At 56.6% G+C, this 13,881-nt stretch carries 15 protein-coding genes and 1 rRNA gene; 8 read left to right on the top strand and 8 right to left on the bottom strand.

The genetic code is table 11. From position 1 onward, the window contains the following. The first annotated feature begins 6 nt into the window (after window positions 1–6). The 5 genes from accA (at window position 7) to ACR6AS_RS10350 (ending at window position 5,416) form a co-directional block, all read left to right on the top strand. Window positions 7–963, top strand: coding sequence for an acetyl-CoA carboxylase carboxyl transferase subunit alpha (gene accA / locus ACR6AS_RS10370; RefSeq protein ID WP_111140592.1), 957 nt, complete (start codon window positions 7–9; stop codon window positions 961–963). A gap of 166 nt (window positions 964–1,129) precedes the next feature. Continuing rightward, the gene (locus ACR6AS_RS10365) at window positions 1,130–3,280 is read left to right on the top strand and encodes a lysine decarboxylase LdcC (RefSeq protein ID WP_434162052.1); all 2,151 of its coding nucleotides are present in this window, start codon (window positions 1,130–1,132) and stop codon (window positions 3,278–3,280) included. 63 nt (window positions 3,281–3,343) lie between these two features. Then, entirely contained in the window at window positions 3,344–3,733 is a 390-nt protein-coding gene (locus ACR6AS_RS10360) for a VOC family protein (protein WP_111140594.1), read from the top strand. Between the two features lie 52 nt (window positions 3,734–3,785). Then, the gene (tilS, locus tag ACR6AS_RS10355; RefSeq protein ID WP_434162049.1) at window positions 3,786–5,102 is read left to right on the top strand and encodes a tRNA lysidine(34) synthetase TilS; all 1,317 of its coding nucleotides are present in this window, start codon (window positions 3,786–3,788) and stop codon (window positions 5,100–5,102) included. After that, window positions 5,102–5,416 carry a c-type cytochrome gene (locus ACR6AS_RS10350; RefSeq protein ID WP_111140596.1) on the top strand — a complete coding sequence of 105 codons (315 nt, stop codon included), beginning with the start codon at window positions 5,102–5,104 and terminating at the stop codon, window positions 5,414–5,416. Before tilS ends, ACR6AS_RS10350 begins: the two co-directional genes overlap by 1 nt. A gap of 33 nt (window positions 5,417–5,449) precedes the next feature. Here the strand turns inward: ACR6AS_RS10350 and rof are convergent, their stop codons facing one another. After that, the gene (gene rof, locus ACR6AS_RS10345) at window positions 5,450–5,710 is read right to left on the bottom strand and encodes a Rho-binding antiterminator (protein ID WP_111140597.1); all 261 of its coding nucleotides are present in this window, start codon (window positions 5,708–5,710) and stop codon (window positions 5,450–5,452) included. Next, entirely contained in the window at window positions 5,697–5,897 is a 201-nt protein-coding gene (locus ACR6AS_RS10340) for a YaeP family protein (protein WP_434162046.1), read from the bottom strand. The genes rof and ACR6AS_RS10340 overlap by 14 nt, the downstream gene beginning before the upstream one ends. 217 nt (window positions 5,898–6,114) lie before the next feature. On the opposite strand from ACR6AS_RS10340, the gene arfB reads away from it, so the two are divergent. Further along, window positions 6,115–6,525 carry an alternative ribosome rescue aminoacyl-tRNA hydrolase ArfB gene (arfB, locus tag ACR6AS_RS10335; protein WP_111140599.1) on the top strand — a complete coding sequence of 137 codons (411 nt, stop codon included), beginning with the start codon at window positions 6,115–6,117 and terminating at the stop codon, window positions 6,523–6,525. A gap of 41 nt (window positions 6,526–6,566) precedes the next feature. Here arfB and proS read toward each other — a convergent pair whose 3' ends face one another. From proS to metN, 6 genes are all read right to left on the bottom strand, one after another. Continuing rightward, window positions 6,567–8,285 carry a proline--tRNA ligase gene (gene proS / locus ACR6AS_RS10330; RefSeq protein ID WP_111140600.1) on the bottom strand — a complete coding sequence of 573 codons (1,719 nt, stop codon included), beginning with the start codon at window positions 8,283–8,285 and terminating at the stop codon, window positions 6,567–6,569. An 89-nt stretch (window positions 8,286–8,374) separates the two neighbouring features. Next, complete coding sequence (gene tsaA, locus ACR6AS_RS10325; RefSeq protein ID WP_111140601.1) at window positions 8,375–9,079, bottom strand: tRNA (N6-threonylcarbamoyladenosine(37)-N6)-methyltransferase TrmO; 705 nt, start codon at window positions 9,077–9,079, stop codon at window positions 8,375–8,377. After that, a complete protein-coding gene (rcsF, locus tag ACR6AS_RS10320) occupies window positions 9,076–9,474 on the bottom strand; it encodes an Rcs stress response system protein RcsF (protein WP_111140602.1) in 399 nt (132 codons plus the stop codon). The genes tsaA and rcsF overlap by 4 nt, the downstream gene beginning before the upstream one ends. A gap of 128 nt (window positions 9,475–9,602) precedes the next feature. Continuing rightward, window positions 9,603–10,418, bottom strand: a complete 816-nt coding sequence (locus ACR6AS_RS10315) for a MetQ/NlpA family lipoprotein (RefSeq protein ID WP_434162044.1) — start codon at window positions 10,416–10,418, stop codon at window positions 9,603–9,605. Between the two features lie 31 nt (window positions 10,419–10,449). Further along, window positions 10,450–11,103 (bottom strand): methionine ABC transporter permease MetI, encoded by a 654-nt coding sequence (locus tag ACR6AS_RS10310; protein ID WP_111140604.1) that lies wholly within the window; start codon window positions 11,101–11,103, stop codon window positions 10,450–10,452. Next, window positions 11,096–12,127, bottom strand: a complete 1,032-nt coding sequence (gene metN / locus ACR6AS_RS10305; RefSeq protein ID WP_434162040.1) for a methionine ABC transporter ATP-binding protein MetN — start codon at window positions 12,125–12,127, stop codon at window positions 11,096–11,098. The genes ACR6AS_RS10310 and metN overlap by 8 nt, the downstream gene beginning before the upstream one ends. A gap of 188 nt (window positions 12,128–12,315) precedes the next feature. Here metN and gmhB point away from each other — a divergent pair, with 188 nt between their 5' ends. Then, window positions 12,316–12,876 (top strand): D-glycero-beta-D-manno-heptose 1,7-bisphosphate 7-phosphatase, encoded by a 561-nt coding sequence (gene gmhB, locus ACR6AS_RS10300; protein ID WP_111140606.1) that lies wholly within the window; start codon window positions 12,316–12,318, stop codon window positions 12,874–12,876. A gap of 407 nt (window positions 12,877–13,283) precedes the next feature. Further along, window positions 13,284–13,881, top strand: a 16S ribosomal RNA gene (locus ACR6AS_RS10295); the annotation flags it as partial.

The following is a 13,881-nucleotide window of genomic DNA, read 5'->3' as shown; positions in this document are numbered from 1 at the left end:
AACATTATGAGTCTTAATTACCTGGATTTTGAACAGCCAATTGCAGAACTGGAAGCGAAGATCGATTCGCTGACGTCGATTGGTCGTCAGGATGATAAACACGTTAATCTGGATGAAGAAGTTCAGCGTCTGCGCGAGAAAAGCGTTGAGCTGACCCGTAAAATCTTCGCCGATTTAGGCGCATGGCAGATCGCTCAACTGGCGCGCCACCCTCTGCGTCCTTATACCTTTGACTACGTCCGCAATGCGTTTGACGATTTCGATGAGCTGGCGGGCGACCGCGCTTATGCGGATGACAAAGCGATTGTGGGCGGCATTGCGCGTCTTGATGGCCGTCCGGTGATGATCATCGGCCACCAGAAAGGGCGCGAAACCAAAGAGAAAATTCGCCGCAACTTCGGCATGCCGGCACCGGAAGGCTATCGCAAAGCGCTGCGCCTGATGGAGATGGCTGAGCGTTTTAAAATGCCGGTGATCACCTTTATCGACACCCCAGGCGCCTATCCGGGCGTGGGTGCGGAAGAGCGTGGACAGTCTGAAGCGATTGCCCGCAACCTGCGTGAAATGTCTGGCCTGAAAGTGCCGGTGATCTGTACGGTCATCGGTGAGGGCGGTTCAGGCGGTGCGCTGGCGATCGGCGTGGGCGATAAAGTGAATATGCTGCAGTACAGCACCTATTCCGTTATCTCGCCGGAGGGCTGTGCCTCAATTCTGTGGAAGAGCGCGGATAAAGCGCCGCTGGCCGCTGAAGCGATGGGCATCACCGCTAACCGTCTGAAAGAGCTGAAGCTGATTGACGCCGTGATCCCTGAGCCTCTGGGTGGCGCGCACCGTCGTCCGGTCGATATGGCGCAGTCACTGAAACAGCAGCTGCTGGCCGATCTGGCCGAACTCGACGAACTCAGCACGGAAGAGCTGCTGGATCGTCGTTATCAGCGCCTGATGAGCTACGGCTACGCCTGATTCATCCTCCTCGATAAAAGCGGACTCCGGTCCGCTTTTTTTATGCCCCTGGTTTAGCATCAGACTCAGCCCCGCTTTTTCAGCGCCATCCGATCGCCCTCTGGCTACACCTTCCGCGGGTTAGCGGTTATGCTTGATCGGTTCCATCACAATCAGGGAGAGGGTTTTGAATATTCTGGCGATCATGGGCGCGCACGGCGTGTTTTATAAAGATGAACCGTTACGCGAACTCGACGCGGCGTTAAATCTGCAAGGCTTCCAGCTGCTTTATCCAAAGAACAGTGACGACCTGCTGAAACTGATCGAGCACAATCCGCGTATCAGTGGCGTTATCTTCGACTGGGATGCGCACAACAGCCCGGAACTGTGCGGCGAGATCAATCAGCTCAACGAATACCTGCCACTTTATGCATTTATCAACACCCACTCGCAGATGGATATCAGTATCAATGAGATCCGTATGCCGCTGCACTTCTTCGAATATGCGCTGAATGCCGCCGATGATATCGCGCTGCATATCCGGCAATATACGGATGATTACATCGAACACATTACGCCACCGCTGACCCGGGCGCTGTTCACCTACGTGAAAGAGGGGAAGTATACCTTCTGCACGCCGGGGCATATGGCGGGCACCGCCTTTCAGAAGAGCCCGGTTGGCTGTCTGTTCTACGATTTCTTCGGGGCGAACACCCTGAAGTCGGACATCTCCATTTCCGTCACCGAGCTCGGTTCGCTGCTGGATCACACCGGCCCGCATCTGGAAGCCGAAGAGTATATCGCCCGCACCTTTGGTGCGGAGCAGAGCTACATGGTGACCAACGGCACCTCCACGTCGAACAAGATCGTCGGGATGTATGCCGCCTCTGCCGGCAGCACGGTGCTGATCGACCGCAACTGCCACAAGTCGCTGACCCACTTGCTGATGATGAGCGATCTGATCCCCATCTGGCTGAAACCGACCCGTAATGCGCTGGGGATCCTGGGTGGCATTCCGAAGCAGGAGTTCACCCGTGAGAGCATCGCCGGAAAAGTGGCCGCCACCGATCGCGCCAGCTGGCCAGTGCATGCGGTGATCACCAACTCGACCTATGACGGGCTGCTCTATAACACGCAGTACATCAAAGAGACGCTGGATGTGCCGTCGATTCATTTCGATTCGGCCTGGGTGCCTTACACCAATTTTCATCCGATCTATGCCGGTAAAAGCGGCATGAGCGGCGAGCGTATTCCGGGCAAAGTGGTCTATGAAACGCAGTCCACCCATAAACTGCTGGCTGCGTTTTCACAGGCTTCACTGATTCACATTAAAGGCGACTACGACGAACAGACCTTTAACGAAGCCTATATGATGCACACCACCACCTCGCCCAATTACGCCATCGTCTCGTCGATTGAAACGGCCGCCGCGATGCTGCGTGGCAATCCCGGCAGGCGGCTGATCAATCGCTCAGTGGAGCGCGCGCTGCACTTCCGTCGTGAGATCCAGCGTCTGCGCGAAGAGTCCGACAGCTGGTTCTTCGATATCTGGCAACCGGAAGAGATCGATGAAGCACAGTGCTGGCCGATCCAGCCGGGCGACGAAGCGTGGCACGGCTTCACACAGGCCGATCGCGATCATATGTACCTCGATCCGATCAAGGTGACGATCCTGACGCCGGGCATGAGCGAGCTGGGAGAGATGGCGGAAGAGGGGATCCCGGCGGCGCTGGTGGCGAAGTTCCTCGACGAGCGCGGCATCGTGGTGGAGAAGACCGGCCCCTATAACCTGCTGTTCCTGTTCAGCATCGGCATTGATAAAACCAAGGCGATGAGCGTGCTGCGTGGCCTGACCGAGTTCAAGCGCGCCTACGATCTCAATCTGCGGGTCAAAAACATGCTGCCGGATCTCTACGCGGAAGATCCCGATTTCTATCGCAACATGCGGATTCAGACGCTGGCGCAGGGGATCCATCAGCTGATCCGCCATCACGATCTGCCACGGCTGATGCTGCAGGCGTTTGATGTACTGCCTGAAATGAAGATGACGCCTCACCAGGCCTTCCAGCAGCAGGTCAGAGGCAATATTGAAACGGTGGATCTCAGCGAGCTGGTGGGCCGGGTGTCCGCCAACATGATTCTGCCTTACCCGCCGGGCGTGCCGCTGGTGATGCCGGGAGAGATGATCACCGAAAAAAGCCGCGCGGTGCTCGATTTTCTGCTGATGCTGTGCAGCATCGGCCGACATTATCCCGGCTTCGAAACCGATATTCATGGCGCGACCCTGACAGAAGAGGGCGAATATCGCGTCCGTGTGCTGAAAAACATTCCCGAATAACCCTCAGATGACCTTCAGCGGCAGGCGGTCTGCGGACCGCCTGACCGTATCAGGATATTAACCATGTTGCAGTTAACCGCTATTCACCACATCGCCATCATCGCCTCCGACTACGCGCGCAGCAAAGCCTTCTATTGTGACGTGCTGGGATTTCGTCTGATGGGCGAACATTACCGCGAAGCGCGCGACTCCTGGAAGGGCGATCTGGCCCTGCAGGATCGCTATACCATTGAGCTGTTCTCGTTTCCTGAGCCCCCGGCCCGCGTCTCGCATCCTGAAGCGTGCGGGCTGCGGCACCTGGCCTTTACCGTGCCGGATGTCGCCGCCGCCGTTGCAGCCCTGGCCGATAAAGGGGTGATCTGCGAACCGATCCGCATCGACGAACTGACGGGCAAACCCTGCACATTCTTCGCCGATCCGGACGGTTTGCCGCTGGAGCTTTATCAGGCGTAAAATAGCGCGCTCAGCGGGCCACATCCGGTGGCCCGATCGTCTGGATTCTGTTATGTCTGCTCCCGCTTTTGACGCCCTGTTGCCATCCGATGCCGCACTGGTGGTCGCGTTCAGCGGTGGACTCGACTCCACCGTGCTGCTGCACCAGCTGCGCGCCTGGCAGCAGCAGCATCCTCAGTCGTCTCTGCGGGCACTGCATGTGCATCATGGGTTAAGCCCGAATGCCGATCGCTGGGCGGCCCACTGTCAGGCGCGATGTGCGGAGTGGCAGCTAACGTGTGACATCCTGCGCGTCAGCGTGGATGGCCGCGAGAATGGCATCGAAGCGGCGGCCCGCACTGCACGCTATCAGGCGCTGAGTGCGGCGCTGCAGCCGGGCGAGATATTACTCACCGCCCAGCATCTTGATGACCAGTGTGAAACCTTTCTGCTGGCGCTGAAACGTGGCAGCGGACCGGCGGGGCTGGCGGCGATGCCTGCGGTGCGCATGCTGGGTGCCCATCCGCTGGTGCGTCCGCTGCTCAATCAGTCGCGACAGGCGCTTGAAGCCTACGCCGACCGGCATCAGCTGGTCTGGATCGAGGATGAGAGCAATCAGGATCTCCGCTACGACCGTAACTTCCTGCGCCAGCAACTGCTGCCTGCACTCTATCAGCGCTGGCCGCATTTTGCTGAAGCCACCGCCCGCAGTGCGGCGTTGTGCAGTGAGCAGGAGCAGTTACTGGATGAGCTGCTGGCCGACGCGCTTTCCGGGCTAATCCAGCCAGACGGCAGTCTCTGTTTTACGCCGCTGCTGCGCATGAGTGAGCCGCGGGCGAATGCGCTATTACGCCGCTGGATCGCCGGGCAGGGCGGGGTGATGCCGTCCCGCGCTGCGCTGAAACGTATTCATGAGGAAGTGATGGCGAGCCGGGAAGATGCCCAGCCGCGGCTGCGACTGGGTCAGGCTGAAGTGCGGCGTTATCGCCAGCAGCTTTACTGGCTGCCGCTGCAGGCGTCACTGCGCGACCGCGTGCTGGCATGGCCCGATCTCAGCCAGCCGCTGACGTTACCGCAGCACCTCGGTTCGCTGCGCGCCAGCCAGAGGGCGGGCCAGTTGCGCCTTCCCCGGCCGGATGAGCAGGTCAGCGTGCGGTTTCATGCCCGCGGCCACATCCATCTGGCGGGACGCCAGGGCGGCAGGGAGATGAAAAAGGTGTGGCAGGCGTTACAGGTACCGCCGTGGCAGCGCGACCGGTTGCCATTAATTTTTTACAATCAGACGCTGGTCGCTGCCCCGGGCCTGTTCGTTACCCGGGATGGCGCGGCCACCGATGCGCCGGGCTGGCAGGTCGAGTGGGATCGGTCATCCGGTTCAGGAGAAGCGTAATGAAACAGTGGCTTATTGTCTCTCTGGTCGCCATCACCCTGCCGGTGTGGGCGGCGGGTGACGCTCAACGCGGCGCAGAGAAAGCGGGCAGTTGCCTGGCCTGTCATGGCGCACAAGGAAAAGCCGCAGCGCCGATCTATCCGAATCTGGCCGGGCAGAATGTTGCCTATCTGGAGCTGGCGCTACAGGCCTACAAAAAGGGCGAACGCAGTGGCGGCCAGGCGGAGGTGATGAAAGCGTTTGTGGCGGGATTAAGCGACAGCGATATGGCGGATCTGGCGGCGTACTACGGTTCGTTACAGCCCGGGGATTAACCGGGCGGGAAGGTCCCGCCCGAGGTGCATGGATTACTCGGCGCTGACAACCACCGTACCCAGCTCGGGGTGGGTGAAGCTGGCGATATGGTCGAGACGTAAATCACGATGCTCACTGGCCAGGTCGATAGAGAGATATTCGACGTTCTTGCGCGAGAAGATCTCTCTGGCCTTCGCCTTCAGCTGCTCGCCATCTTTCATTTCCAGCGACAGCATCCAGTTGTTCTGGCAGGCGAGCTCCAGATTATCGTAATCATCGCAATTGATGGGTTGGTACGCTTCATTTATCAACATAGTCGCTCACCAATAAGTTAGCAGCGGCCCAGGCCGCCTGTTCCCTGACAGAAGAGTTTAGCTTACTATTTGCGGCAATATCATTAAGCGCCTTCAATGCGCAGCCAATCGCATCCGGTATGTAACCTAAATCCCCGCTGCCGATTTCGGCATATTTCCGGCGAACTAACTCACAATAATTTTGCACATGGCCCTCCTCATCAGAGCGTAAATACCCTGGTTAACTGGCGACTATATCATAGCCATTCGAAGGAAATCAGCCCGTGTAAAGCAGGAAGCGTGCGCGAATCACTGATAAAGTGACGGATTCCGCAGGCTGAGGTGGAAAGCAGCGAAGCACAAAAGGTTAAGTTGATGAACAGGTTATCAGAGGTCGATGTTATGAAGCAGTGGGGAGGAGAGCGATGATTATGCTGTCCCGTCTGGTTGAAATCCCGGACAGTGAGATTGAGCTGACGGCGATACGCGCGCAGGGTGCGGGCGGACAACATGTTAACAAAGCCAGCACGGCTATCCATCTGCGTTTTGACATTGCTGCCTCTTCGTTGCCCGCCTTCTATAAAGAGCGGCTGCTCTCCGCGAGCCATCATCTAATTACCGGTGAGGGCGTCGTGGTGATCAAGGCGCAGGAGTATCGCAGTCAGGAGATGAATCGCGAAGCGGCGCTGCAGCGTCTGGTTAATCTGATCCGCGAGCTCAGTACTGTCGAAAAAGCACGTCGGGCCACGCGGCCGACCCGCGCGTCGAAAGAGCGTCGTCTGGAAGGCAAAGCGCGTCGCAGCACGACCAAAGCGATGCGCGGCAAAGTGCAATAAAAAAGGCCCCGCTGGCGGGGCCTCTGATTAACGCGAACCTCTTACTTATTCAGCGCCTTCAGCAGGAACGTAACGATTTCATCCTGTTTGATCATCTGTTTCTCGCCGCCACGACGGGATTTATATTCAATCTCCTGGTTGTCGAGATTGCGATCGCCGATGACGATGGTGTGCGGCACACCAATCAGTTCCATATCTGCGAACATCACGCCCGGACGCTCTTTACGGTCATCCAGAATCACCTCAACGCCTTTAGCGCGCAGGGTGGCGTACAGCTCTTCCGCCAGCTCTTTCACACGGAACGATTTCTGCATATTCATCGGCAGGATAGCCACCTCGAAAGGCGCCAGCGCATCTGGCCAGATGATGCCGCGCTCGTCGTGGTTCTGCTCAATCGCGGCTGCGACCACGCGGGTGATACCGATGCCGTAGCAACCCATGCTCATCACCTGGTTACGACCATCTTCGCCCTGTACAGAGGCTTTCAGCGCGTCAGAATATTTGGTGCCGAGCTGGAAAATATGACCCACTTCAATGCCGCGTTTAATCTGCAGCGTGCCTTTGCCATCCGGGCTTAAATCGCCTTCAACCACGTTGCGGATATCGGCAACGCTGGCCATCGGCAGATCGCGCTCCCAGTTAATGCCGAAGTAGTGCTTACCGTCGATGTTAGCCCCGGCGCTGAAATCGCTCATCTTCGCCACGGTACGGTCGGCAATAACTGGCATCTGCAGACCTACCGGGCCGATTGAGCCTGGTCCGGCACCCACGGCGGCGCGGATCTCTTCTTCTGTGGCGAACACCAGCGGTGACGCGACGATAGCCGATTTTTCCGCTTTGATTTCGTTAAGCTGATGATCGCCGCGAACCAGCAGGGCAACCAGCGCATGACCGCTCTCTTCAGCACCTTTGACAATCAGCGTCTTCACGGTCTTTTCTACCGGCACACTGAACTGCTCAACCAGCTCTGCGATAGTTTTTGCATCTGGCGTCTCAACCAGCTGCATCGCCTGCGAAGGGGCGGCACGCTCACCGGCGGGTGCGACGGCTTCGGCCAGCTCAATATTGGCGGCGTAATCCGACTCGGTAGAGAAGATCACATCATCTTCACCGCTCTGGGCCAGAACCTGGAACTCATGCGAGGCGCTGCCGCCGATTGAGCCGGTGTCGGCCTGCACGGCGCGGAAATCCAGACCCATACGGCTGAAGATCTGGCTGTAGGCGCGGTACATCGCATCGTAGGTTTCCTGCAGGGATTCCTGCGAAACGTGGAAGGAGTAAGCGTCTTTCATCGTAAATTCGCGTGAGCGCATCACACCAAAACGCGGACGCACTTCGTCGCGGAATTTGGTCTGGATCTGATACAGATTGAGCGGCAGCTGCTTGTAAGAGCTCAGCTCATTGCGGATCAGGTCAGTGACCACCTCTTCATGCGTCGGACCCAGCACGAACGGACGCTCATGACGATCTGCGATACGCAACAGTTCCGGGCCATACTCCTCCCAGCGACCGCTCTCCTGCCACAGGTCGGCGGGCTGCACAACCGGCATTAAAATCTCAACCGCGCCCGCGTTGTTCATCTCTTCGCGAACGATGTTTTCAACTTTTTTCAGCACACGAACCCCGGTCGGTAACCAGGTGTAGAGGCCGGAAGCCAGTTTGCGGATCATACCGGCGCGCAGCATCAGCTGGTGGCTAATCACTTCAGCGTCGGAAGGCGTCTCTTTCTGAGTAGAGAGCAGATATTGAGTAGTGCGCATTGATTACGGTTCCAGTTAATCGGAAAGTCACAGACAGAATTTTGCTGGCGGCTAGTGTACCAGTGAGATCACCGGCTCAAAAGCGGGTTTTAACGCGGGTCGATAGCGATCACTTCCGTACCGGCATCATCAACACGCCAGCGGACATTAAAATCCATCAGCCAGGCCGCATATTCCCGATCCAGGGTTTCGCCCTGACGATAAGCGGGACGGGGATCCTGGGCCAGCACCTCACGAATAAAACGGGCGAGATGGGGATAGCGCGACTGCTGCTGGAGCTGCTCCTGCGCCCGGGCAGAAAAGCGAACCGGCATGTCAGCCGCCGGGGCGTTCGGGGCAAAACCCGCACGGGCATCGGGCACGGCTTCGGCAAACGGCAGATAAGGCTTGATATCCACGACCGGGGTGCCGTCGACCAGATCCAGACTGCCCAGCTGCAGGATCACCTGCTGTTTTTCCATCCTGATCCCTTTCAGCTCGACCAGCGACATGCCAATAGGGTTGGGACGGAACGTTGAGCGGGTGGCAAACACGCCCATGCGCGCATTACCGCCCAGCCGGGGAGGGCGAACGGTCGGCCGCCAGCCGCCTGCCATCGTCTGATGGAAGACAAACAGCAGCCAGAGATGGCTGAAATCTTCCAGCCCGCGCACCGCCTCCGGCTGATTGTAGGGGGCCTGCAGATGGAGTTCGCCGACGCCATCCTGCACAAGACCGGGCTGGCGCGGAACGGCAAACTTCTCTTTCCAGGGGGAACGGATCACCCCGATCTGCGCGAAGGCAAATTCACTCATTGATTGCTGACTTTGAGTGCAGATCCCTGACATACCGCCTGACGATAGCAGCCAGGTGTGCCGGTCACGATTTCACACTTATGGAGCAGCACCGCATTCGCTTTCATCTGTGATGCTTTGATCTGCAGGCGTTTACGGGCGGTGGCAATATTGGCTGGCGAGTTCTGGTTGCTGAGCTGGCAATCTTCAGCGGAGACTTCACCGAGATCGCGGAAGGGTTTGCTGACCAGATCGGTGGCGTCGGTATAGAGCTTAACCGGGGCCGGACGTGCCGCAGGTTTGCGGGCCGGTTCACTGGACTGCTGCGGCCGGGACGGTGCGCTGCTTATCGGGTGATACTCATGAACACACCCTGTCAGCATCAATGCTAACAAGCAGAGCGGTAAAAAACGCATGGCAACATCCTCAGGTTTCAAAAAGTGGCGTTATTGAAACAAGGACACGAATAAATAACAAGTCGGGGAGGGGGGCCAGTAACAGAAAGGGCGGCATAGCGCCGCCCTCAGGGAGATGAATCGCTGAATTACCAGCCTTTTACGGCGCCGCCGTTGAAGACTTTGTTAGCGGCTTCGTTGACTTCGTCAGACTGGTAAGCCTGAACGAATTTCTTCACGTTTTCCGCATCTTTGTTATCTTCGCGCGCCACAATCAGGTTCACGTAAGGGGAATCTTTATCTTCGACGAAGATGCCATCTTTCGAAGGCGTCAGGCCAATCTGGCTGGCGTACGTAGTGTTGATCACCGCCAGGGCGATTTGCTGATCGTCCAGTGAACGTGGCAGCTGCGGTGCTTCCAGCTCAACAATTTTCAGATGCTTTGGATTCTCAGTGATGTCCAGCGCGGTGGGCAGCAGGCCTGTGCCCTCTTTCAGTTTGATCAGACCCACTTTCTGCAGCAGCAGCAGGGTACGGCCCAGGTTGGTAGGATCGTTGGGAATCGCGATCTGTGCGCCATCCTGCAGTTCATCCAGGGATTTGATCTTCTTCGAGTAGCCGGCGATGGGGTAAACGAAGGAGTTACCCACTGAAACCAGCTTATAGCCTCGATCCTTGATCTGCTGATCCAGATAAGGCTTATGCTGGAAGGCATTGACGTCGATGTCGCCTTTGCTCAGCGCTTCGTTCGGCAATACATAGTCGTTGAAGGTCACCAGCTCAACGTCCAGACCATATTTATCTTTGGCGACTTTCTGCGCCGCTTCAGCAACCTGCTGCTCAGCGCCGACAATTACGCCGACTTTAATATGGTTAGGATCTTTCTCTTTTTGATCGCATCCTGCCAGCGCAATCGCGCCAATCAGGGCACCCACAGCGGCAATTTTTTTAAATCTGAAAGACATATCCTTTCCTTAATAATGTGATATTGCTGGCTTACTTATGGGACACAGCACGCACGATGCGGTCGCCACAGAACTGAATGAGATACACCAAAACCACTAACAACACCAATACTGTATTCATCACGGTCGCGTTATATCCGATATAACCATACTGATAACCGATCTGGCCCAGACCACCGGCTCCGACCGCGCCACCCATGGCGGAGTAACCAACCAGGGTAATCAGGGTAATGGTCGCCGCATTCACCAGGCCCGGCATCGCTTCCGGCAGCAGGACTTTGCGGATGATCTGAATCGGCGTGGCGCCCATGGCGCGTGACGCCTCAATCAGTCCGGTAGGCAGTTCCAGCAGGGCATTTTCCACCATACGCGCGATAAAGGGCGCGGCACCGACGGTCAAGGGCACGATGGCCGCCTGCAGTCCGATTGAGGTGCCCACAATGACGCGCGTAAAGGGGATCATCCAGACCAGTAAGATAATGAAAGGAATGGAGCGGAAGATGTTCACCAGCGCGGAGAGCACGCGGTAAAGTCCCTGATTCTGCAGAATCTGTCCCGGACGGGTAACATAGAGCAGAACGCCGACCGGCAGACCCAGAACAAAACCGAAAAAGCCTGAGACGAAGGTCATCATCAGCGTTTCCCACACGCCCCGTCCCAGCAACCACATCATCGCTTCAGACATAACCTAACACCTCTACTTTCACATGATTCTCCTGCAGCCAGGCGATGGCCTCGCTGATATCGCTTTCTGTACCGTGCATCTCGGCCAGCATAATGCCGAACTTCACGCCACCGGCGTAATCCATCTGGGCACTGATAATGTTGTTGTTAACGTTATAACGGCGGGCCGCTTCGGAAAGCAGGGGAGCATCGACCGATTTACCGGTGAACTCCAGTCGCAGCAACGGCACGGTGCCGTCAGCGGCGGTGGCCGACAAACGCTGCTGATAATCGTCCGGGATATCCAGATGCAGCGTGGACTGAATAAACTGCTGCGCCAGCGGCGTTTTAGGGTGAGAGAAGACCTCGCTGACGCTGTCTTTCTCAATCAGTTCACCCTGGCTGATGACCGCAACCTGATCGCAGATGCGTTTCACCACATCCATCTCATGGGTGATCAGCAGAATGGTCAGCCCCAGACGACGGTTAATGTCTTTCAGTAACTCCAGGATAGAGCGGGTGGTTGCCGGGTCCAGCGCGCTGGTGGCTTCATCACACAGCAGGACTTTAGGGTTGCTCGCCAGCGCACGGGCAATGGCAACACGCTGCTTCTGTCCGCCCGACAGGTTGGCGGGCCAGGCATCATGCTTATCTGACAATCCCACCAGTTCCAGCAGCTCAGCAACGCGGGCGTTGATCTGCGTGCGGGAGAGATTGCCGAGCTCCAGGGGCAGAGAGACGTTACCCGCAACGGTACGGGAGTTCATCAGGTTGAAGTGCTGAAAGATCATGCCAATCTGACGACGCGCCTGGGTGAGCTGACGCTCATTCAGCGCCGTGAGATCGGTGCCGTCAACCAGTACACGGCCCGAGGTCGGGCGCTCCAGCAGGTTAACGCAGCGGATCAGCGTACTTTTACCGGCACCGGAAGCCCCGATGACGCCATAAATTTGTCCGGCAGGCACATGCAGGCTGACATCATTTAATGCCGCTATGGTTCGCGTGCCCTGCTGGAAGACCTTGGTGATATTTTCTAGTTTAATCATTGTGTTATTTATTATCGTGTTGCGTGGTCCGTGGTGTGGGAAACCTCGTCGCTTTTAGTCGATATAAAGCTGAATGGATGTTAAGGCATCCAGACGTCTAAATCAATCGAAGTGATACAATCTGGCATTCTCCCTTTTATCGCAATCATGCGATACTGATCGGCATTATCTACAGCAGGAGTTTCTACGTGGCGAATAAAGTCCCCGCTATTTTTCTTGATCGTGATGGCACCCTTAATGTCGACAATGGCTACGTCCATGAGATCGACAACTTTCAGTTTATTGATGGCACGATTGAAGCGCTGCAACAGCTGAAAGCCATGGGCTATGCGCTGGTGGTGGTCACCAACCAGTCTGGCATTGCCCGCGGTATGTTTACCGAAGATACCTTTATGCAGCTGACGGAATGGATGGACTGGTCGCTGGCCGATCGCGACGTGGATCTCGATGGCATCTATTTCTGTCCTCATCATCCCGACGCAACAGTTGAAGAGTTTCGTCAGGCGTGTGACTGCCGCAAACCTCAGCCGGGCATGCTGCTGATGGCACAGGAAGAGCTGAACATTGATATGGCTGCTTCTTATATGGTGGGCGACAAGCTGGAAGATATGCTGGCAGGGCAGGCCGCTGGTGTCGGAACAAAAGTGCTGGTGCGCAGTGGGAAGCCGGTGACGGCCCAAGGAGAAGCTGCAGCAGATTGGGTGTTAAACAGTCTGGCAGAGCTGCCGGCGCGCATTAAAAAGGGGTAAAACGGCGCTTTTGTGCAAATTTCAGGCGAACAGAAAAAAAGTCTCAATTTGCACTTGCGCTATCTGAACCGTTCCCTATAATGCGCCTCCATCAACACGGCACACCGGCAACGGGAAGCGCGTTGAAGGCACAGGAGATTGCGCCGCCGGAGAAAACTTCTGAAAAAAAGAGGTTGACTCTGAAGGAGGAAAGCGTAATATACGCCACCTCGCGACAGGACGCTAACGCACTGTTCGCACTGCTCTTTAACAATTTATCAGACAATCTGTGTGGGCACTCGCAGGATTGATATCAGCGTCTCCGGACGCAAAAAAATATCAAAGCCTCACGAGTGAACACATAATGAAATTCATTATGACGTTTTACAGATGAGCATCGCTGCACTCGTTGCAGCAAATCAAACTTTAAATTGAAGAGTTTGATCATGGCTCAGATTGAACGCTGGCGGCAGGCCTAACACATGCAAGTCGGACGGTAGCACAGAGAGCTTGCTCTCGGGTGACGAGTGGCGGACGGGTGAGTAATGTCTGGGGATCTGCCCGATAGAGGGGGATAACCACTGGAAACGGTGGCTAATACCGCATAACGTCGCAAGACCAAAGAGGGGGACCTTCGGGCCTCTCACTATCGGATGAACCCAGATGGGATTAGCTAGTAGGCGGGGTAATGGCCCACCTAGGCGACGATCCCTAGCTGGTCTGAGAGGATGACCAGCCACACTGGAACTGAGACACGGTCCAGACTCCTACGGGAGGCAGCAGTGGGGAATATTGCACAATGGGCGCAAGCCTGATGCAGCCATGCCGCGTGTATGAAGAAGGCCTTCGGGTTGTAAAGTACTTTCAGCGGGGAGGAAGGCGGTGCGGTTAATAACCGCGCCGATTGACGTTACCCGCAGAAGAAGCACCGGCTAACTCCGTGCCAGCAGCCGCGGTAATACGGAGGGTGCAAGCGTTAATCGGAATTACTGGGCGTAAAGCGCACGCAGGCGGTCTGTTAAGTCA

Origin of the sequence: Pantoea phosphatilytica (genome assembly GCF_051025615.1) — a bacterium.
Lineage (GTDB): Bacteria > Pseudomonadota > Gammaproteobacteria > Enterobacterales > Enterobacteriaceae > Pantoea.
The sequence above is the reverse complement of the archived record's forward strand: the minus strand, read 5'-3'. Positions and strand labels throughout refer to the sequence as shown.